At 66.4% G+C, this 19,227-nt stretch carries 18 protein-coding genes; 8 read left to right on the top strand and 10 right to left on the bottom strand.

The genetic code is table 11. The features are described from left to right. The first annotated feature begins 130 nt into the window (after positions 1-130). Both ligA and MBTS_RS01100 read left to right on the top strand, forming a co-directional pair. Positions 131-2,554: an NAD-dependent DNA ligase LigA gene (gene ligA, locus MBTS_RS01105; protein ID WP_192214918.1), complete on the top strand. Its 2,424-nt coding sequence runs from the start codon at positions 131-133 to the stop codon at positions 2,552-2,554. Next, positions 2,551-3,402, top strand: a complete 852-nt coding sequence (locus MBTS_RS01100) for a 3'-5' exonuclease (protein ID WP_147831313.1) — start codon at positions 2,551-2,553, stop codon at positions 3,400-3,402. Before ligA ends, MBTS_RS01100 begins: the two co-directional genes overlap by 4 nt. A 4-nt stretch (positions 3,403-3,406) precedes the next feature. Here the strand turns inward: MBTS_RS01100 and MBTS_RS01095 are convergent, their stop codons facing one another. Beyond that, positions 3,407-3,889 carry a peroxiredoxin gene (locus MBTS_RS01095; RefSeq protein ID WP_018042128.1) on the bottom strand — a complete coding sequence of 161 codons (483 nt, stop codon included), beginning with the start codon at positions 3,887-3,889 and terminating at the stop codon, positions 3,407-3,409. A gap of 285 nt (positions 3,890-4,174) precedes the next feature. Between MBTS_RS01095 and MBTS_RS01090 the strand changes: the two genes are divergently transcribed. Beyond that, complete coding sequence (locus MBTS_RS01090) at positions 4,175-4,771, top strand: YqgE/AlgH family protein (protein ID WP_018042130.1); 597 nt, start codon at positions 4,175-4,177, stop codon at positions 4,769-4,771. Positions 4,772-4,789: 18 nt separating this feature from the next. Here MBTS_RS01090 and MBTS_RS01085 read toward each other — a convergent pair whose 3' ends face one another. Further along, on the bottom strand, positions 4,790-5,776 hold the full coding sequence (locus tag MBTS_RS01085) for a hypothetical protein (protein ID WP_147831311.1): 987 nt from the start codon (positions 5,774-5,776) through the stop codon (positions 4,790-4,792). A 509-nt stretch (positions 5,777-6,285) separates the two neighbouring features. On the opposite strand from MBTS_RS01085, the gene dnaK reads away from it, so the two are divergent. From dnaK to MBTS_RS01070, 3 genes are all read left to right on the top strand, one after another. Continuing rightward, positions 6,286-8,205 carry a molecular chaperone DnaK gene (gene dnaK / locus MBTS_RS01080; RefSeq protein ID WP_147831309.1) on the top strand — a complete coding sequence of 640 codons (1,920 nt, stop codon included), beginning with the start codon at positions 6,286-6,288 and terminating at the stop codon, positions 8,203-8,205. 115 nt (positions 8,206-8,320) lie between these two features. Then, complete coding sequence (dnaJ, locus tag MBTS_RS01075) at positions 8,321-9,484, top strand: molecular chaperone DnaJ (RefSeq protein WP_018042133.1); 1,164 nt, start codon at positions 8,321-8,323, stop codon at positions 9,482-9,484. 184 nt (positions 9,485-9,668) lie between these two features. After that, complete coding sequence (locus MBTS_RS01070; protein WP_192214917.1) at positions 9,669-10,304, top strand: class I SAM-dependent methyltransferase; 636 nt, start codon at positions 9,669-9,671, stop codon at positions 10,302-10,304. Positions 10,305-10,363: 59 nt separating this feature from the next. On the opposite strand, the gene MBTS_RS01065 is transcribed toward MBTS_RS01070, so the two are convergent. From MBTS_RS01065 to MBTS_RS01045, 5 genes are all read right to left on the bottom strand, one after another. After that, a complete protein-coding gene (locus MBTS_RS01065) occupies positions 10,364-10,771 on the bottom strand; it encodes a hypothetical protein (RefSeq protein ID WP_187273387.1) in 408 nt (135 codons plus the stop codon). Between the two features lie 207 nt (positions 10,772-10,978). After that, entirely contained in the window at positions 10,979-12,280 is a 1,302-nt protein-coding gene (deoA, locus tag MBTS_RS01060; RefSeq protein ID WP_147831305.1) for a thymidine phosphorylase, read from the bottom strand. After that, positions 12,277-13,023 (bottom strand): deoxyribose-phosphate aldolase, encoded by a 747-nt coding sequence (gene deoC / locus MBTS_RS01055; RefSeq protein WP_192214916.1) that lies wholly within the window; start codon positions 13,021-13,023, stop codon positions 12,277-12,279. Before deoC ends, deoA begins: the two co-directional genes overlap by 4 nt. A 9-nt stretch (positions 13,024-13,032) precedes the next feature. After that, positions 13,033-13,842 carry a purine-nucleoside phosphorylase gene (locus tag MBTS_RS01050; protein ID WP_147831301.1) on the bottom strand — a complete coding sequence of 270 codons (810 nt, stop codon included), beginning with the start codon at positions 13,840-13,842 and terminating at the stop codon, positions 13,033-13,035. Beyond that, positions 13,835-14,272 (bottom strand): cytidine deaminase, encoded by a 438-nt coding sequence (locus MBTS_RS01045; protein WP_018042139.1) that lies wholly within the window; start codon positions 14,270-14,272, stop codon positions 13,835-13,837. The genes MBTS_RS01050 and MBTS_RS01045 overlap by 8 nt, the downstream gene beginning before the upstream one ends. Before the next feature lie 189 nt (positions 14,273-14,461). Between MBTS_RS01045 and MBTS_RS01040 the strand changes: the two genes are divergently transcribed. Then, complete coding sequence (locus MBTS_RS01040) at positions 14,462-14,686, top strand: DUF2093 domain-containing protein (RefSeq protein WP_018042140.1); 225 nt, start codon at positions 14,462-14,464, stop codon at positions 14,684-14,686. Here the strand turns inward: MBTS_RS01040 and lpxK are convergent. The 3 genes from lpxK to MBTS_RS01025 are packed head-to-tail and all read right to left on the bottom strand — an operon-like array spanning position 14,631 to position 17,715. Further along, positions 14,631-15,662, bottom strand: coding sequence for a tetraacyldisaccharide 4'-kinase (gene lpxK / locus MBTS_RS01035; protein WP_056150124.1), 1,032 nt, complete (start codon positions 15,660-15,662; stop codon positions 14,631-14,633). The two genes, MBTS_RS01040 and lpxK, sit on opposite strands and share 56 nt — an antisense overlap. Continuing rightward, positions 15,662-16,966 carry a 3-deoxy-D-manno-octulosonic acid transferase gene (locus MBTS_RS01030; RefSeq protein WP_192214915.1) on the bottom strand — a complete coding sequence of 435 codons (1,305 nt, stop codon included), beginning with the start codon at positions 16,964-16,966 and terminating at the stop codon, positions 15,662-15,664. Before MBTS_RS01030 ends, lpxK begins: the two co-directional genes overlap by 1 nt. Beyond that, a complete protein-coding gene (locus MBTS_RS01025) occupies positions 16,963-17,715 on the bottom strand; it encodes a lysophospholipid acyltransferase family protein (protein WP_192214914.1) in 753 nt (250 codons plus the stop codon). The genes MBTS_RS01030 and MBTS_RS01025 overlap by 4 nt, the downstream gene beginning before the upstream one ends. 591 nt (positions 17,716-18,306) lie before the next feature. Here MBTS_RS01025 and MBTS_RS01020 point away from each other — a divergent pair. After that, the gene (locus MBTS_RS01020; protein ID WP_056150117.1) at positions 18,307-19,212 is read left to right on the top strand and encodes a metallophosphoesterase family protein; all 906 of its coding nucleotides are present in this window, start codon (positions 18,307-18,309) and stop codon (positions 19,210-19,212) included. The last annotated feature ends 15 nt before the right edge of the window (positions 19,213-19,227 follow it).

Raw genomic sequence — 19,227 nt, 5'->3', positions numbered from 1 at the left:
CCATTCGTATGACTACCGCTGAAGGTTACCTATCCGCCGTACCGTCGCGGCGCATCTCCGGGGCCTCCCGTCGCCCCGCCCGGATGTGGTAAAGCCCGCGGCGCCCCAGCCAAAGCCGTGAAACGCGTTCATGCCAGCTTCTGCCTTGCCCGCCCCGATCGATGCCATGAGTGCCGAGGAGGCTCGCGCCGAGCACGCTGCCCTGTCGGAGCAGATCGCGGAGGCCGACCGGCTCTATCATGGAGAGGATGCGCCCGAGATCACGGATGCGGAATACGACGCCCTCCGGCGCCGCCTCGAGACGTTCGAGACCCGCTTCCCCGATCTCGCCGGCACCGGACAGGCAAGCGCCTCCGTCGGCGCAAAGGCCTCGGAAAAATTCGCCAAGGTCCGGCACGCGGTGCCGATGTTGTCGCTGGGCAATGCCTTTGCGGACGAGGAAGTCCACGATTTCGTGGGCCGCGTCCGTCGCTTCCTCAACCTGCCCGATGAGCCGCTCGCCTTCACCGCCGAGCCGAAGATCGACGGCTTGTCCCTTTCTCTGCGCTACGTCGAAGGCAGGCTTATCACGGCGGCCACGCGCGGCGACGGCGAGGTCGGAGAGGATGTGACCGCCAATGCGCGAACCGTCTCCGGTATTCCTGAGACGCTGGAGGGGACGGGCTGGCCGGAGATCTGCGAGGTGCGCGGCGAGGTGTATCTCTCGCACGCAGATTTCGCCGCCATCAACGCCCGCCAGGAAGAGGCGGGAAAGTCGCTTTTCGCCAATCCGCGCAATGCGGCGGCCGGGTCCCTTCGCCAACTCGATTCCCGGATCACCGCCTCGCGGCCGTTGAAATTCTTCGCCTACGCCTGGGGCGAGATATCGGAGATGCCGGAGACGACGCAGCATGGGATGATCGCCGCCTTCGCCTCATGGGGATTCGCGGTGAACGACCGCACGGTTCTCTGCGCCGACGCGGATGCCATGCTGGCGCATTACCGCGCCATCGAGGAGGATCGCGCCAGTCTCGGCTACGACATCGACGGCATCGTCTACAAGGTCGACGATCTCGCGTTGCAGCGCCGGCTCGGCTTCGTCTCGCGTAGCCCGCGTTGGGCGCTGGCGCATAAGTTCGCGGCGCAGAAGGCCTTCACGATCCTGGAGGCCATCGAGATCAATGTCGGCCGGACCGGGTCGCTCAATCCGCTAGCGCGGTTGAAACCGGTGACAGTTGGCGGCGTCGTTGTCTCGAATGCAACCCTCCATAACGAAGGGTACGTTCAGGGCGTCGGCGGCGACGGTGAGCCGATCCGTGACGGGCGAGACATCCGCGTCGGCGATACAGTTGTCGTCCAGCGCGCCGGCGACGTGATCCCGAAGGTGATGGATGTCGATCTTGCGCGGCGACCGCCGGATGCGACGCCCTATGTCTTTCCGGAGACCTGTCCCGCTTGTGGCAGCCGCGCCGTCCGCGAGGTCAATCCGCGCACCGGACAGCGCGACGCGGTACGCCGCTGCACTGGTGGACTCATCTGCCCGGCGCAGGGACTCGAGCGCCTGAAGCATTTCGTCTCGCGCAACGCCTTCGATCTCGAAGGCTTCGGCCAGACCTATATCGAGGTGCTGTTCGAGGCCGGGCTGATCAAGCAGCCCGCCGACCTGTTCCGCCTGGAATTCGCGCCGTTGAAGGAGGCCATCGTCGCCCGTCGCGAAGCGCTCTCGGCCGAACGCCGCGCCGAGGGCGAGCCACCGCCGAAGAAGGCGAAGAAGAAGGGTGACGACGAGGACAAGGCGATCAAGAACCTGCTGGCCTCCATCGACGAGCGCCGCAGCCTGGCCCTCAACCGGTTCCTGTTCGCCCTCGGGATTCGCCACATTGGTGAGTCCACCGCCAAGGCCTTGGCCAAACGCTTTCCGGATATGCCGAGCCTGATGCAGGCCCTTGCCGCCGCTGCCGCCGCTCAGGCCGGACCGGACTGGCTCGAACTCTCGGCGGTACCGAGGGTCGGCCCGACGACGCGGGACCGGTTGCTCGAATTCGGCTTCTCGGGCGAGGTGGAAGGCGGCGAGGTCGCGACGGGTCGGCGTCCGACTACGGCGCAGCGTGCGAACCTGATCGCCCATTACGGCGACGAGGCCGCCGTGGAAGCGGCTGTGAGCCGCGCCCGCGAGCAGCGACCCGGCGATGCCTATCGTCTCTTCGCCGACGATGGCGAGATCGGTCCCGTCGCCACGGATTCCCTCATCGCGTTCTTTGCCGAACCGCACAATGCCGATGCGGTCCATGCCCTGATCCAAGAGGTGAAGACCGAGCCGATGGCGGCGGCGGCAACCGCAACGGCCTTCGCAGGCAAGACCGTGGTCTTCACCGGCTCCCTGGAGCGCATGACTCGAAGCGAGGCCAAGGCGACGGCCGAGCGTCTCGGTGCCAAGGTTTCGGGCTCCGTCTCGGCCAAGACCGATCTCGTCGTCGCTGGGCCGGGGGCGGGCTACAAGCTGAAGGACGCCGAGAAGCATGGGGTCAAGGTCGTGAGCGAAGAAGATTGGCTCGCCATGGTGGAGACGGCGTGACCACGCTCGCCATCGACTTCGAGACGGCCAATGAGAGGCGCGACAGCGCCTGCGCGGTTGGCCTCGCCTGGATCGAGGGCGGCGCGGTGGTGCGACGTGAATCACGCCTGATCCGCCCGCGCGAGATGCGGTTTTCTCCGGGCAACATCCGGGTCCACGGTATTTTGCCAGCGGATGTCCGGCAGAAACCGGAATTCCCGGACGTGATGGCGGAGTTCCTACCCGACCTCTCGTCCGGGCTGGTCCTCGCCCATAACGCCGGGTTCGACTTGGGCGTGCTACGCGCCTCGCTCCACACCTATGGCATGGCAGTTCCGGCCTTCGCTTCGCTCTGCACCCTTCAGATCGCGCGAAGAGTGTTTCCCGCATCGGAAGGTTGCGGCCTCGGCAAGGTGGCCGCCCGGCTCGGTATCCGCTTCGAGCACCACGATGCGGGCGAGGACGCCTATGCCTGCGCGGAGATCGCCCTGGCGGCGGCAAGGGAGCATGGCGCGCCCGATATCACCGCCTTAGCGAGGGCGATCCATCTCCCGATCACGCAACTGCCGGCCGGCTATGTCGAGCGGGAAACGCGATCGTTCGGCGCGCCCGGCCCGCAGATCGCGGCGATGCGGTTTTCCGTGCGGGGAAGTCGTGGCGCACTCTACGCGGTGACACTGGAGGACCGCCCAAGCGGCCCGCGTCTGCGCTGCACTTGCATGGCTGGACGCTACGGCGTCGCCTGCCGCCATACCAAAGCGCTACTCGTTGGCGACATCACCGATCTCGTATCTGGCAACCACGCGGACGTGGTCGCTCTCAGCCGGATGTTCGACGAGACTGCAATGCCGCGGCCCCGCGACATGTGACCGTTCAGATGACCTTGAGCAGGGCGTCGACGCCGGAAATCTCGGTCTTGGCCGGGGATTCCTCGACGTTCAGGACGCGCACCACGCCATCATCCACCAGCATAGAATAGCGCTTCGAGCGCGGGCCGAGCCCGAACCCCGCACCGTCCATGTCGAGGCCAATGGCCTTGGCGAACTCGGCATTGCCGTCGGCGAGGAACTCGATTCCCTCGGCGTTGCTGGCTTTCTGCCAGGCTTCGAGCACGAACACGTCGTTGACCGAAGTGACGGCGACGGCATCGACGCCGCGTGCCTTGATCTCTTCCTGCTTCTCGACGAAGCCGGGCAGATGATTACGGTGGCAGCTCGGCGTGAATGCGCCGGGCACGCCGATCAGGACGATGCGGCGCCCCTTGAAGATGTCGTCGGTGGTCTTCGCCTCAGGCCCCCCGGCGCCGCTCACGCGAAAGGTCACCTGGGGAAGGTGGTCGCCAACCTGGATCGTCATCCGTCGTCGTCTCCTCAGATCGCCTGGAGCCCATGCCCGGTCTTGAGGACCGGTTCTCCTTACCGCGCGTGGCCCCATGGACCAACGGCGCCATGATGGCCCCCGGTGGGCGAGAAGGGTCTACCCCGAGCCCATGGGTGTGTCGAGGAGCGCCTCGTAGAAGCGGGCGCCGTCCACATTCCTTCTGCGGGTCGCGACCCGATCAAAGCAGAATGGAGAGGTGGCCACCCTCAGCCTCAGCGAGTCCGCGCTGGACAAGCCAGCCCACCTAGGTAGCATGATGCAATGCGACAAGATCCGGATTCCGCCTATCTCGACGGCCAGTTCCTGGTGGCGATGCCCGGCCTTACGGACGAGCGCTTCGCAAGATCGGTGATCTATCTCTGTGCTCATTCAGCGGACGGCGCGATGGGAATCATCCTCAACAAGCCGGCCAACGATCTGAACATGCCGGATCTCCTGATTCAGCTCGATATCGCCAGCGAGGACGATGCGATCCGCTTGCGCGAGAGGGTCGGCCATATTCCCGTGCTTATGGGCGGTCCGGTGGATGCCAAGCGCGGTTTCGTGCTCCACACCGACGATTTTCACATAGACCAATCGACACTCATCATCGACGACGGGATCTGCCTCACCGCCACGGTGGAAATCCTGCGTGCCATCGCAAACGGTGCCGGACCCGCGAGCGCGGTGCTCGCCCTCGGCTATGCCGGATGGCAAGCCGGGCAGCTCGAGAACGAGATCCTCGCAAATGGCTGGCTCAACTGTCCGGCCGATCCGGCCATGATCTTCAATTCTGCGCTCGACACCAAGTACGAGCGTACCTTGCGAAGCAATGGCATCGATCCAGCGATGTTATCCTTCAGCGCAGGCCGGGCCTGACGGACCGGCTTGAGGGGGTCATTCCCCGATTGGCGAGCCGTCGCTGTCCGGGTTCATCCCTTCGACCGCCGGCTTCGGCTTGCGCGGCCGAAGCGTCGTGCTCGCGGTCGGTGTTGCCGTGCTGGCACCGAGACGCGCGGCAAGGGAAAGGGCGCGGGCTTCGGTGAAACGCACGTTGCAGAAACCATGGGCGCCCTCGCGGGCATAGGTCCGGCAGGTCTGCTCCCGGTCTGAGGAGAAAGCCGCCTGTTCGGTGACGATGGTGCGGACGTCCTGCCCGCGGGCGCGCTGGGTCATGACCTTGTAATTGTCCCGAACCGCCTTGTCGGCGACGCCTCGTCCGGAATCGAATTCCGCGGAGCGGGGAATCAGCGTCGCGGCAGCAGGCCCCCACAGGCCGACCGGCGTGGTGGCACAATCGGCGGCCGTGAAACTGCAGACCCGGTTGCTGCCCAGCGGCGTAACCAGCACGCTGCCTTCCAGGATCTCGAACCGGAGCGGGCATTCACCGCCCGCGATCTCGTAGCGCGCCACGCCCTGAGGACGACCCTCTGAGGAAAGGGAGATCGGCGATCCGCCCGAGAGCGGAACCTTGCAGGTCTCGTTTGGCTGCGAAACCTTGGTGCCGGGCAGCGTGATCCGTGCCGTTGCCGCGCCGCCGGCTCTGTCGATCTTGAGGCTGCCAGTCAGGCCGTTCAGCATGAGTTCCTGGCCGAGAATGTTGTCATCGCTCGGCGTCTTAAGAACGACGGGTCGCAGGGGAGCCGGAGCAGCCTTCGGAGCCTCCGGCGCAGGTTCTCCCGGCGCGCCCGGCGGCAGCAGCGTCCCAGGCTGAGGCGATCCGGTCGGAGGCACACCGCGAGGTGGCACCGGAGGCTTGGCCGCCTTGCCGATGCCGAACAGCTCCTCGAAAAAATTCTGCGCGTTTGCTTCGTTCGCCGGGAGGGCGACGAGGGGCAGGACGAGAAGGGCGGGGAGCAGGCGCAGGCCTCGGGACGGACGCATCAGGTCTTTCATGCCTCTGGAACTCGCAGCACCGGACCGGTGAACAGTGAACGTGCAGCGGGCTCTCGTTCTCGCATCAGCTACTTCGAAAGCGGGTATCATATCTGGGGCTGAGGCTTCGTAAGGCGAGCCTGCCTTCGATCCGCGTTGACGGTCCGAAAGCTGGTCTGCCATCCTCGAACCTAGCATGTGATCGATGGCGCTGACGTGGCGTCCCTGCAACATTTTTGAGGTCCAAGGCGCCGGATACCGGCCATTCCAGACGCAAAGGTCTTGGTCGGCGAGGGAGATAGGATCGGCGTGGCCGTTCGCGGTGCTTCGCCTTGCGGCTCCGCATCACCCTTCTTATATCCGGCGGGACGCGGGATTAAGACCTGGATGAGCGCGTTTCAGGCGCTTCGGCTGGTTCGAATTCCGCTCTCACAATCTTTCGTTCTTCACCGCCATGGGCCGGGCCGCTTCGGGGCTCGGCGGTCTGCTTGACCAAATGACATGAGAGGGATCCCGCCATGGGTAAAGTAATCGGCATCGATCTGGGCACCACTAATTCCTGCGTGGCCGTCATGGAAGGCACGCAGCCCAAGGTCATCGAAAACGCGGAAGGCGCGCGCACCACGCCGTCCATCGTCGCTTTCCTCGACGACGGCGAGCGTCTCGTCGGCCAGCCGGCCAAGCGCCAGGCGGTCACCAATCCCGAACACACGTTCTTCGCCATCAAGCGTCTCGTGGGCCGCACCTACGACGATCCGATGACGCAAAAGGACAAGGGTCTCGTGCCCTATAAGATCGTTCGCGGCGACAACGGCGATGCCTGGGTCGAGGCCGACGGCAAGAAGTATTCCCCCTCGCAGATTTCGGCCTTCACGCTTCAGAAGATGAAGGAGACCGCCGAGGCGCATCTCGGCCAGCCGGTGACGCAGGCCGTCATCACGGTTCCCGCCTACTTCAATGACGCCCAGCGTCAGGCCACCAAGGACGCTGGTAAGATCGCCGGCCTCGAAGTGCTGCGCATCATCAACGAGCCGACGGCGGCTGCTCTAGCCTACGGCCTCGACAAGAAGAAGACCGGTACGATCGCGGTCTACGATCTGGGCGGCGGCACCTTCGACGTGTCGATCCTGGAAATCGGTGACGGTGTGTTCGAGGTGAAGTCCACCAATGGCGACACCTTCCTTGGTGGCGAGGACTTCGACAACCGCGTCGTCGAGTACCTGACCTCCGAGTTCAAGAAGGAACAGGGTATCGACCTGACGAAGGATAAGCTCGCCCTCCAGCGCCTCAAGGAGGCCGCCGAGAAGGCGAAGATCGAGCTGTCCTCGGCGACGCAGACCGAGATCAACCTGCCCTACATCACGGCCGATGCGACGGGGCCGAAGCATTTGGCGCTGAAGCTCTCTCGCGCCAAGTTCGAGAGCCTCGTGGACGACCTCGTCCAGCGCACAATCGAGCCCTGCCGCAAGGCGCTCAAGGATGCCGGCGTCTCGGCCTCCGAGATCGACGAGGTGGTTCTGGTCGGCGGCATGATCCGCATGCCGAAGATCCAGGAAGTGGTGAAGTCCTTCTTCGGCAAGGAGCCCCACAAGGGCGTCAATCCGGATGAGGTCGTGGCCATCGGCGCTGCGGTCCAGGCCGGTGTGCTCCAGGGCGACGTCAAGGACGTGTTGCTTCTCGACGTGACCCCGTTGTCGCTCGGCATCGAAACGCTGGGCGGCGTCTTCACCCGTTTGATCGACCGCAACACCACGATCCCGACGAAGAAGTCGCAGACCTTCTCTACGGCCGAAGACAACCAGAACGCTGTCACCATCCGCGTCTTCCAGGGTGAGCGTGAGATGGCGGCTGACAATAAGATGCTCGGCCAGTTCGATCTGATGGGCATCCCGCCGGCCCCGCGCGGCATGCCGCAGATCGAGGTGACCTTCGACATCGACGCCAACGGCATCGTCAACGTGACGGCCAAGGACAAGGCGACGAACAAGGAGCACCAGATCCGTATTCAGGCTTCAGGCGGTCTGTCGGATGCCGACATCGATCGGATGGTGAAGGACGCCGAGGCCAATGCCGAGGCGGACAAGAAGCGTCGCGAGTTGGTCGAGGTGAAGAACCAGGGCGAAAGCCTGATCCACGCCACCGAGAAGTCGGTGAAGGAGTATGGCGACAAGGTCTCGGCCGATGACAAGGCTGCGATCGAGACCGCCATGACTGCTCTTCGTACGGCTCTCGAGGGTGACGACGTCGAGGTCATCAAGTCCCGCACTACGGATTTGATGCAGTCATCGATGAAGCTGGGCGAGGCTATGTACGCTGCGAGCAGCCAGGCGCCCGAAGGCGGGGCTGAGGGTAGCGAGGGTCACGAGGCGAAGAAGGACGACGTCATCGATGCCGACTTCCAGGAAGTCGATGACAAAGACCAGAAGAAGCGGGCATAACGCTCGTCTTAGAGAAGGAGGGGGACCGGAGCGATCCGGTCCCTCGTCATGTCTGGTGGGATGACGGTGTGGCCCTCCGTAGAGGCGGGCGCGCCGGGGGACGTTGAGGGCGGGTATGTCGAAGCGGGACTATTACGAGGTTCTGGGCGTCTCCAAGACTGCGACAGACGGCGAGATGAAGGTCGCCTTCCGCAAGCTCGCCATGGCCTACCACCCGGATCGCAACCCCGGGAACGCCGAGGCCGAACTCAAGTTCAAGGAAGTCAACGAAGCCTACCAGACGCTCACCGACGGGCAGAAGCGTGCGGCCTATGACCGTTTCGGCCATGCCGCATTCCAGCAGGGCGGAGCCGGCGGCCCGGGATTCGGGAACGAGTTCGGCGACTTCATGTCGGACATTTTCGACAATTTCTTCGGCGACGGCCGTGGTGCGGGCGGCGCTGGCGGTGCGCGCGGTGGTCGTGGTGGCTCGACACGCGAACGTGGTGCGGATTTGCGCTACAATCTCGAGATCTCCCTTGAGGATGCGTTCGCCGGTAAGACCGAGACGATCACGATGGCCACCGCCGTCACCTGTGAGGTCTGCTCCGGCAGCGGTGCGAAAGCCGGCTCCAAGCCCAAGCCGTGTCAGACTTGCGGCGGCTACGGTCGCGTGCGCGCGGCGCAAGGGTTTTTCGCCATCGAGCGTACGTGCCCGGCCTGTCACGGACGCGGTGAGATCATCGACAACCCGTGCGGCAATTGTTCCGGCGCAGGCCGTGTCACTCGGGAGCGCACGCTTTCCATCAACGTACCGGCCGGCGTCGATGACGGCCTGCGGATCCGTCTGGCCGGCGAGGGCGAGACCGGCCTGCGCGGTGGCCCTGCCGGCGACCTCTACGTCTTTCTCTCGATCAAGCCGCACACGTTCTTTCAGCGGGATGGTGCCGACTTGTTTTGCCGCGTCCCGATCTCGATGGTCACTGCTGCCCTGTCTGGGGAGATCACCGTGCCCGTAATCGACGGATCGCAGACCGAAGTCCGCATCCCGGCAGGCACGCAGACAGCCAAGCAGTTCCGGATCAAGGGCAAGGGCATGCCGGTTCTTCGGTCCCGCGATGTCGGCGATCTTTATATTCAGGTGTTCGTCGAGACGCCTCAGAACCTGTCGAAGCGTCAGCGTGAACTGCTTCAGGAGTTCACCAGCACGGCATCGGACGAGAACCACCCTGAAAGTGCGGGGTTTTTCTCCAAGGTCCGCGATTTCTTCGATGGGTTGAGCGGCGTTGCGCGGTCGTGACGCTCCGCGATCTCACAGGCGGCGGATCGAAACGGCCTGGCTCCCGTTGTGGCTGTGGCAGCGCTGCATCGTCGCCAGTAGCACAACGCGTTGCTCCCGCCCTATGCTGAGCTTCGACCTTGACGGGCACTGGCTTTCGTCGTCTAGCCTTAACTCCCCATGCGTGATCTGAGGACATTGGATCTTGCCTCCGCTCCATCGACCCAGTGCTAAAGCCTATGCCGCCACCGGATCGGTCCGTGAACGGCGGGAGCCGCTGGAAGATGAGGCGCGTTTCCTGCGATCTTGGTTCGAGCGGCCGCTTGTCACCGGCTCGGTAACGCCGTCGGGTAAGATGCTTGCCCGCATGATGGCGTCCTACGTCGACCCCCGCGTGCCCGGCCCCGTCATCGAGCTCGGTCCCGGTACCGGTCCCGTCACCGAGGCCCTGATACGTCGTGGCATCGAGCAGGAGCGGCTCGTCCTGGTCGAGTACAATCCGGATTTCTGCAAGCTGCTGCAGAAGCGCTTTCCACGCGCCACCATCCTGCGCGGTGACGCCTACAACATTCGCGAGACCATCGGCGACCTTCTCACCGAGAAGGCTGCGGCTACCGTTTCCAGCCTGCCTCTGTTCACCAAGCCTTTGGAACAGCGTCTCGATCTTCTGAACGCCACACATACGCTCATGCATGCGGGCTCGCCTTTCGTGCAGTTCACCTATGCGGTGGTGCCGCCGATCCCCGAGCGTTGCGATACGGGTAGCTACACGGCCAGCCGGTCCAGCCGGGTTTGGCTCAACCTGCCGCCAGCGCGAGTCTGGGTCTACCGCCGTCCCTGAGGGACCGCCGCAGAACGTCGCCTGAAGACGTGGCTCATCCGCGGTTCAGCCCATCGCTCCTACCGTTCGATCACTGCGCCGGGATCGCCCCGGCGTCGCAATCGATGGAGACTGACATGGCGTTTCGCGCATTCGCACAGCGGACGAGGGGTTGGCTCGCAGCCGCAGCCCTCGCCCTCGGCGTCATCGGCATCGCGCCGGGTATCGTTCAGGCGGCACCGCTTGCTCCGGCCGTTGCCTTGGCCGAGCCGGCGCAGACGGGCATTGTCCCAGTCCAGTATGGCTGGGGCGGTCACCACCACCACCATCGCAGACACCATGGCTGGGGTGGACATCACCGCCATGGCTGGGGCGGTCACCGGGGGTACGGCTGGGGCGGTCATGGCCATCACGGATGGCGTCCGCGTCACCATGGCTGGGGTCACCACCACCATCATGGGCATCATGGGCATCGCCACGGCGGACATTACCGCTTCTAGTAGAAAGGCCCCGGCGGGTTCATCCGCCGGGGCCTCGCTCTTTGTTCTCCCATCGCGGCCGGTCGGATGGCGGATGGTTCGAGGGATCGATCTCACATCGGCTTTCCACCTTCGCAATCGGTCGGCAAAGCCAGTCGATCTCTGGAATGGACGCGCGCGGCGTCGTTTCACAGCGCGTGCCGGCTGCCGAGCTCTTCAGGCTATCCGCTCGATGATGGCCAGTCGCGGTAAAGGGGCGTTGGGTGTGATCCGGTAAGCAGCCCGCAAAGCTCTTTCGGCGGCATCGGCTTGGGTTTCGTTGCGGGCATGGACAATGCCGAGAAGGTCGGCGGCATCTCCGGGACGGGCCAGAGACGAAAGACCTACCGCCGGGTCGATGCCGTCCTGAGGCCTAGTGCGCCCGCCGCCCAGTGCGATGACGGCAAGCCCGATCTCGCGGGTCTCGATTTGCGAGACGACGCCCGTCGTGAGAGATCTCACCGCGCGGACCACCGGTGCGACGGGGCAATACCGGTCGGACTTTTCGATGAAATCGGCAGGGCCACCCAACGCGGAAACCATGCGCCCGAAGATCTCGGCGGCCCGTCCGGAATCGCGGGCGTCTTCGACCTTTCGGGACGCCTCGGCGATGTCCGTGGCCAGACCGCCGAGCAGCAGCATCTCGGCGCAGAGCGCCACGGTGACGGCATGGAACGCTGGTTCGCCGGAGCGACCGGTGAGGTAATCCACGGCATAGGCCACTTCGAGGGCGTTGCCCGCGGTGGAGGCAAGGGGCGCGTCCATATCGGTGATAAGCGCAACGGTCTTCAGGCCGGCACCGTTGGCGACGGCGACGATACTTTCGGCGAGAGCCCGTGCTTCATCGGTTCCCGCCATGAAGGCGCCGGAGCCGGTCTTCACATCCATCACGAGGCCGCCGAGACCGGCCGCGAGCTTCTTCGAGAGGATAGACGCCGTGATCAGGTCGAGGGATTCCACCGTGCCGGTCACATCGCGGATGGCGTAGAGTCGCCGGTCGGCCGGGGCGAGATCGGACGTCTGTCCGATGATGGCGCAACCGATGGAGCGGGTGACGCTGCGGAAACGGTCGAGACCGGGCGTGGCGTCGTAGCCGGGAATGCTCGCGAGCTTGTCGAGGGTGCCGCCGGTATGCCCGAGGCCCCGGCCGGAGATCATCGGCACGTAGCCACCGCAGGCGGCGACCATCGGGGCGAGAGCGAGACTCACCGTATCGCCGACGCCCCCGGTCGAGTGCTTGTCAAGGACAGGGCCTGGCAAGTCCCAATCGAGCACCGTGCCCGAATGGGTCATCGCCCGCGTCAGGGCCACGCGTTCGGGCAGCGACAGGCCGCGGAAGAACACCGCCATCGCGAAGGCGGCGGCCTGTCCTTCTGTCACCCGCCCGTCAGTGAGCCCTGAGATGAAGTCGGTAATTTCAGCATCCGTGAGTACGCGTCCGTCCCGCTTGGCCCGGATCAACTCCTGCGGCAGCATCAGGCGCGCTCCCCGAGTCTTTGGGTCAGCGTATCGTGCAGGCTGCTCGCCCCGATGCGGAAGGTCTTCGGTTCCACCCAGTCCGGTCCCATGATCCTGTCGGCTATGGCAAGATACAGGGCGGCATCGGCCACGGTCCGTAATCCGCCCGAGACCTTGAATCCGACAGGTCGCCCGCTGTCCCGGATGGCAGCGAGCATCGCTTCGGCGGCTTGCGGCGTTGCCGAGACGGCGCTTTTGCCCGTTGAGGTCTTGAGGAAATCCGCTCCCGCAGCGATGGCGAGTTGGCTTGCTTCGGTGATCTGCATGACGTCCGGCATCGCTCCGGATTCGAGGATCACCTTGAGGATCGCGCGACCGGAGACCTCGCGCACGGCGGCGATCATGTCAGTTGGCGTCCGCGCGTCGCCAGCAAGGAACGCCCGATAGGGTAGGACGATGTCGATTTCATGCGCTCCGTCATGCAGCGCCTCGGCGGTATCTTCCGCAGCGCGCTCGATATCCGTGCCGCCTGCGGGAAAGTTGATCACCGTGGCGATGCGGACGGGCGTACCGGCCAGCAACGCGACGCAGCGCCCGATATGCTGGGGCCAGACGCAAACCGCGGCGACGCAGCTCGCTCGGGCCTTTCCGCAGAGCGTCGCAATAGCCTGATCAGAGCAGGAATCGCCGAGATCGGTGAGATCGAGGAGAGGAAGGGCGCGCCGGGCAATGGCGGAGTCCAAATGATGGGGATCGACGATCATGCTCCTTTCCTACAGCCGTGCGACGAACCCGTCGATGAGACGGGCGAGATCGAAAGCAGCGGCGGCCGCCGCGCGCTTGGTCTCGTCGTGATGCGGATCGCCGTCTCCGATTCCGGCGGCGAAGTTCGTGACGACGGAGATCGCCGCGACCTTCAAACCGAAGAACCGGGCGAGGATCGCCTCCGGCACTGTCGACATGCCCACGAGGTCGGCGCCGAGGCGCCCCGCCATGCGGATCTCGGCCGGGGTCTCGAAGCTGGGGCCCGAGAACCATGCATAGACACCCTCGTGCAATGGGATCCCGCAATCCTGCGCCGCTTCGTGGAGGGTCTTGCGGGCCGCTGCATCGTAGGCGCCGACCATGGGGATGAAGCGGTCATCGCCCGTCTCGCCGATCAGAGGATTGAGGCCAGACAGATTGATGTGGTCGCTGAGGGCCACGAGGCTGCCTGGCCCCGCCTGCGCCACCAGCGATCCGGCCGCGTTGGTGAGGAGAAGGAGCGGGACTCCGAGCGCCTTGGCGACGCCCAGCGGCACCTTCATGACGGCGGCGTCGCCGGTCTCGTAGGCATGGCTCCGCCCTTCGAAGACCAGCACGCGGCGCCCGGAGAGGCGCCCAGCATGGAGGGTGCCGCCGTGACCCGTCACGCCGGGAGAGGGAAAGCCTGGAATCTCCGAATAGGCGAGGGAGAGGCGGTCTTCGAGCTTTCCGGCGACGAGTCCGAGGGCCGTGCCGGTGACGATGGCGGCATCGTAGGGCCCGCCGAAACCGTGGCTCAGGACGGTGTCGGCTGCGAGCGAGATGGCTGCGTCAGGCATCGGCGAGCATATTCTTGCGGTGCAGATTGTCTGGGCCGAAGGAATCCGGCAGCAGCGCCTCCAGGGTGAAGCTCTGGCGGATGCCCTCCGGACCGGCGATGTGGATCGGCGTTCCGGGTGCGGCGAACTCCCTGATCCGCTGGCGGCAGGCGCCGCATGGCGTCACCAGATTCGGGCCGTTTCCGATGATGAGAATGGCGGTTATGGCGCGTCCGCCGCCGGCGATCATGGCCGCGATGGCGCCTGCTTCGGCGCAGGTGCCGACGGGGTAGGCGGCGTTCTCGACGTTGCAGCCGGCATGCAGGCGGCCGTGCTCGTCCCTCAGGGCGGCGCCGACGGGGAAGTCGGAATAAGGCGCGTAGGCCAGGGACTTAGCAGCCGCGGCCGCCTCGAACAGAGCCGCGAGGTCCGCGCCGATCGTGTCCGTCATCGCATCGGATCCGGTGGGAGGGTTCACGTCCCGTTAGAACAGGAACGCCACCCCCCTGTCGAGCGCCATCGGACCCCCTGTTCGAGCGCCATCGGACGCCTTTTCGCGCGCCATCGAACATCATCGACATGGCGCCGCCACGATCCTAGAACGCTCCTTCGATGGTCTCAGTTGGGAAGCGGGCGAGACATGCTGGGTCGGTTCGAACGCAAGGCCTCCGGCGAGGCGACGGTGGAGTATGGCGACGGCACCATGCGCATCGTGAAGCCAGGCAGTTTCGTGCGCTGCGCGGTGACCGGCGAGCCGATCGCCCTCGACAGCCTTCGCTACTGGAGCGCCGAACTGCAGGAGGCCTACATCACGCCCGAGGCGGTGATGAAGCGTCTGGCCGAGCTGGGACGGTCGCCGGGCTGAACGCCTCGCCCGCGCGGCGCAGCTGGGCGAGGACGCTCCCCTCGTCGTCGAACCGAAGGGTGACGCCCAGTGCCGTCACCCTCGCGGCGAAATCCGCCGGCAGGCGCACCATGTCCTTCTCCGTCGTCACCAGCATCGCCCCCAGGGCGTCGGCCCATGCCGCGAGCGCGGCGAGGTCCGCGGCACGATAGGGATGGTGATCCGGAAAGGTCCGGGTCTCTATGACGCTCGCTCCGGCCTCGGCCAGGGTTTCGAAGAATTTTCGCGGTCGACCGATCCCGGCGAAAGCGAGCACGGGCTTTCCCGCGACGGCTGTCGGCGCTGTCGGAACCAGCTTGCCCCGATGGACCGGCAGCCCCCGCGACGCCGCCTCCACCGCCAATGCCTCGCCCTGGGCGCCCTCGCCGATGACGACGAGGCCGTGGACATGGCGCCATTGCCGCGCGAGCGGTGCCCGCAAAGGGCCGGCCGGGAAGGCCAGGCCGTTGCCGATGCCGCTACCCGCATCGACCACCGCGAGGGACAGGTCCTTGGTGAGGCTCGGATTCTGGAGCCCGTCATCCATCACCACCACATCGGCACCGAGAGCCCGGCAGAGCCTCGCCCCTTCGGGCCGGTCACGGGCGAGGATCGTGCGGGCACCACGGGCGAGGAGAAGCGGCTCGTCTCCCACGTCCAGAGAGGTGTGCCGGGTCGGATCCACCGCCACCGGGCCGGCCAGGCGCCCGCCATAGCCACGGGTCAGGAAGGCGGGCTCCGCCCCGATTTTCCTCAGCAATGCCGCCACGGCGAGAGCCGTGGGGGTCTTGCCCGCCCCGCCCAGGGTGAAGTTGCCGATGCAGATGACGGGGCATGCCGCCCGCTCGCCAGCGCGGTCCATGCGGGCGGCGACGCGCGAGCCATAGAAATGCCCAAGGGGTGCCAGGAACCGGCCGAGGGGATGACCGGGGGCATCCCAGAAGGCCGGGGGCCGCATCAGGAGCCGGCCATGGCCGCGAGCTTCATCTGGGCGATGAAGGGATCGAGAATCGCGAGGGTTCGCTCCACCGCCCCTTCGAACGGCCGCAGGGCGGCGTTGCCGGCCTCCGCCATGGCGCGGGATCGGGGCGTGTCGTGGAGGAGGTCGCCCACGGCGGCTGCCAGCTCCCCGGCATCCGCCACCATCATCGCCCCACCGGCCTCGTCGAGGGCGCGATAGACCTGGGCGAAGTTCTGGACGTTCGGCCCGTGCAGGATCGCCGCGTGGAGGCGGGTCGGCTCGATCGGGTTCTGGCCGCCACGCCGCGTCATCGAGCCACCGAGGAACACCAGAGGTGCGAGGCGATAGAACAGGCCCAGTTCCCCGAGCGTATCGGCGACGTAGAGATCGACGCCGCCATGGGGGCGGCCGCCACGCGAGCGCAGGGCGCTCCGCAGGCCGACGGCGGCGGCGCATTCCGCGACCTCCCCGCCACGGTGGGGATGGCGCGGCACGACGATGGTCAGGAGGTTCGGCAGTCGTGTCCTGAGGGTCGCGTGGGCCTCGGCCACCATGGCATCCTCGCCCGGATGGGTGCTGGCCGCGACCCAGACCGGCCGGTCGCCGACGATGTCGCGCAGATAGGCGAGCTGCTGCTCGTCCGCCGGGGGCACGGCCGAATCGTATTTCAGGTTTCCGGCGACGCTCACGCGGGGCGCGCCGAGCCTTTCGAAGCGCTCGGCATCGTCCTTGGTCTGTGCGAGGCAGATGGCGATGCGCGAGAGCAGGGCTTCCGCCGTGCGCGGCGAGCGCGCCCAGCCCTTGAACGAGCGTTCCGACATCCGGCCGTTGACGAGGAGGAGGGGGATGCCGCGCTGGTGCAGGGCGATGACCGTGTTCGGCCAGATCTCGGATTCCGCCACCAGCGCCAGATCCGGCTGCCAATGCTCGATGAAGCGCTCGATCCAGCGCGGCGCGTCGAGGGGCATGTATTGATGCACCGCGCCCGCCGGCAGGCGCCGGCCGATCAGTTCGGCGGCACTGCGGGTTCCCGTGGTGACGAGGACGCTGAAACCCCGGGCGATCATGCCGTCGATCAATCCGACGAGGGAGAGCACCTCGCCGACGCTGGCGCCGTGCATCCAGGCCAGGGGCCCGACGGGGCGGGCTCGTCCGGGAAGGCCACGTCGCTCGGACAGGCGGCCGGGGTCTTCCTTGCCCTTGCGCGAGCGCCAGGCCAGCAGGCCGGCCACCGCCGGCTCACCCACATAGAGCCCGTAGCGATAAGCCTGGAGGGCGATGGTGAGGGGAGGCGTCTTCACGCAAACGGCCCGAGGGCGAGGGAACCGGCCACCGGATCGACGACCCGGTCGAGGCGACCGACGAGGGTGTAGGCCCGGTCGTGGACCCGGTTCATTTCGTTCTCCAGCCGCTGGCGCAAACGCTCCAGTTCCTCCGGTTCGACGTCGCGCGGGACGAGGACCGGCTCCCCGAAGACCATGGCGCCCCTGCCGAAGGGCAGCCCGAAACAGGCCTTGTCCCAGCTGTCGAAGCGCAGGTGCCGGCTCGTCACCACCGCGACGGGAATGATCGGCCGGCCGGAGAAGCGTGCCAGGGTGAGGATGCCGACGTCGCATCGGCGCGACACCTTGGGCACATCGGCGCTGAAGGCGACGCTCTCGCCGTCCTTCAGGGCGCGGATCATGGCGCGCAGGCCTTCCGCCCCACCCTTCGCCCGAATGTCCCGCACGGCGCGGCCACGGGCTCCGGAGGCCCGGATGACGCGAACCCCCATCCGGGTGAGGGCGATGGTGTTGATGTTGCCGTCCGCCGAGCGCGAAATGATCGTGGCGATCCGGTCCTGCGGCCGGCGCATGAACGAAATCATCGTATGCTGGCCGTGCCACATCCCGGCGATGAACGGCGACAGCCCGTCGAGCCACCGGTGTGGCTCGGTCGGCTCCACCGTGAAGCGGTTCGTGGCGCGCACGAGGCGCAGGTAGTGATAGGCGGCAAAGCCGAGGCTTTTCTGAACCGGTGGAGACCGGCCGATGCGTTTGAGAAGGCTCATTCACTCGGTTCCACGGGCCGCCGGATCGGCCATCCGTCCAGTCGGTGCCCGAGACGTCCACGCCCGGTTGCGCCGCCGGCGCATCCGTCGAACGTCGCCCGCTCGGGAGCCATACCGGTCCCGCAGGGTCTAACGCCGTTCGAATTGCCCGCGCAACCATGCCGGGACCGCTTCACCCCGTCCTTCCCCGCCGCTCGATCTTCACATGCGTGAGAGCGTCGCGGCGGGAGCGACGCCGCTTCAAGCCGAGCGCGTCCCTCTCCCCCTTATGGGCGGAGGTCAGGAGTGCGGGTGGTTTGGCCAGCCTCCGCACGTCGAGGGTCGCCCGACCACCCCCACCTCCAACTCCTCCCCACAAGCTCGACGGATCTCGGGCAGGCCCGAGATCCGCTGGGCAGGAGGGCAGGGCGGCGCATTCCGCGAGATGCGTGACTATCTGGGGAACGACGCTGTGGGTGTCGAAACCTGTATGATCGTTCCCCCGGATCAGATGGCGTCGGCCCGAAATCGAAGCGCCGGCCGAAAAGGGGCGAGGCTTGACGCGGTAGCCGGGAGTGACGAAGGCGGGCGCCTGTTTCGAAACGGAGACCGATGTTCCGCCTCGCTCACCTCACCGATCCGCATGTCGGCCCCATCGCCCGTCCGCGCCTGCGCCAGCTTCTGAGCAAGCGGGCCACCGGCTACGTGAACTGGCGGCGCGGGCGCAGCCGCCACCACGACATGGAGATTCTCGCCGCGCTGGTGGCCGATCTGCGGACGCAGCCCCACGATCACGTCGCCTGCACGGGGGACCTGTGCAACATCGGCCTGCCGAGCGAGTGGGCGACGGCCAGGGACTTTCTCCAAGCGCTCGGCACCCCGGACACGGTGAGTTTCGTTCCGGGCAATCACGACGCCTATGTGCGTGGCTCGCTTGAGGGGCTGTTGAAGGCCTGCGGTGCCTGGACCTCGGGCGACGACGGCACCGACGGGGTGTTTCCGTATCTCAGGCGGCGCGGTCCGCTCGCCCTCATCGGAGTGTCGTCGGCCATTCCGACGAAGCCCTTCGTCGCGAGCGGCCGGCTCGGCCCCCCTCAGATCGAGACCGTCGAGGCCATTTTGACACGCTTGGGCCGCGAGCCCGAACCGCCGTTTCGTGTGGTCATGATCCATCATCCGCCCCAGCCCGGGGGCGCCTCGCCGGGGCGCGAATTGAAGGATGCGGAGACGTTCACCGCGATGATCGGACGTGCCGGCGCGGACCTGATCCTGCACGGGCACAACCATGTTGGAAGCATCGGTTTCGTCCGCGGGCCGGACGGCACCGGCGTCCCCGTGGTCGGCGCTCCCTCAGCCTCGGCGGTGTCGCATGGCGGCGCGTTGCACCGTCGGGCGAGCTATCATGTCTATGCGGTGACCAGAGCGGACGACCGCTATGTCATTGAGGCCAAGGAACGCGGCCTGACGGAGGCCGGGACGATCGCCGACCTCCGGGTGTTGAAGCTGACGCGGCGATGATCGCTCATCCGCCGG

It is taken from the genome of Methylobacterium bullatum, from assembly GCF_014845095.1.
Classification (GTDB): domain Bacteria; phylum Pseudomonadota; class Alphaproteobacteria; order Rhizobiales; family Beijerinckiaceae; genus Methylobacterium; species Methylobacterium bullatum.
The sequence above is the reverse complement of the archived record's forward strand: the minus strand, read 5'-3'. Positions and strand labels throughout refer to the sequence as shown.

Coding starts and splice junctions, on each gene's coding strand:
- ligA (WP_192214918.1), top strand. CDS start 131: ATGCCAGCTTCTGCCTTGCCCGCCCCGATCGATGCCATGAGTGCCGAG.
- MBTS_RS01095 (WP_018042128.1), bottom strand. CDS start 3,889: ATGACGATCCAGGTTGGCGACCACCTTCCCCAGGTGACCTTTCGCGTG.
- MBTS_RS01090 (WP_018042130.1), top strand. CDS start 4,175: ATGCGACAAGATCCGGATTCCGCCTATCTCGACGGCCAGTTCCTGGTG.
- MBTS_RS01085 (WP_147831311.1), bottom strand. CDS start 5,776: ATGCGTCCGTCCCGAGGCCTGCGCCTGCTCCCCGCCCTTCTCGTCCTG.
- dnaK (WP_147831309.1), top strand. CDS start 6,286: ATGGGTAAAGTAATCGGCATCGATCTGGGCACCACTAATTCCTGCGTG.
- dnaJ (WP_018042133.1), top strand. CDS start 8,321: ATGTCGAAGCGGGACTATTACGAGGTTCTGGGCGTCTCCAAGACTGCG.
- MBTS_RS01065 (WP_187273387.1), bottom strand. CDS start 10,771: ATGTCCGCCGTGGCGATGCCCATGATGCCCATGATGGTGGTGGTGACC.
- deoC (WP_192214916.1), bottom strand. CDS start 13,023: ATGATCGTCGATCCCCATCATTTGGACTCCGCCATTGCCCGGCGCGCC.
- MBTS_RS01050 (WP_147831301.1), bottom strand. CDS start 13,842: ATGCCTGACGCAGCCATCTCGCTCGCAGCCGACACCGTCCTGAGCCAC.
- MBTS_RS01045 (WP_018042139.1), bottom strand. CDS start 14,272: ATGACGGACACGATCGGCGCGGACCTCGCGGCTCTGTTCGAGGCGGCC.
- MBTS_RS01040 (WP_018042140.1), top strand. CDS start 14,462: ATGCTGGGTCGGTTCGAACGCAAGGCCTCCGGCGAGGCGACGGTGGAG.
- lpxK (WP_056150124.1), bottom strand. CDS start 15,662: ATGCGGCCCCCGGCCTTCTGGGATGCCCCCGGTCATCCCCTCGGCCGG.
- MBTS_RS01025 (WP_192214914.1), bottom strand. CDS start 17,715: ATGAGCCTTCTCAAACGCATCGGCCGGTCTCCACCGGTTCAGAAAAGC.
- MBTS_RS01020 (WP_056150117.1), top strand. CDS start 18,307: ATGTTCCGCCTCGCTCACCTCACCGATCCGCATGTCGGCCCCATCGCC.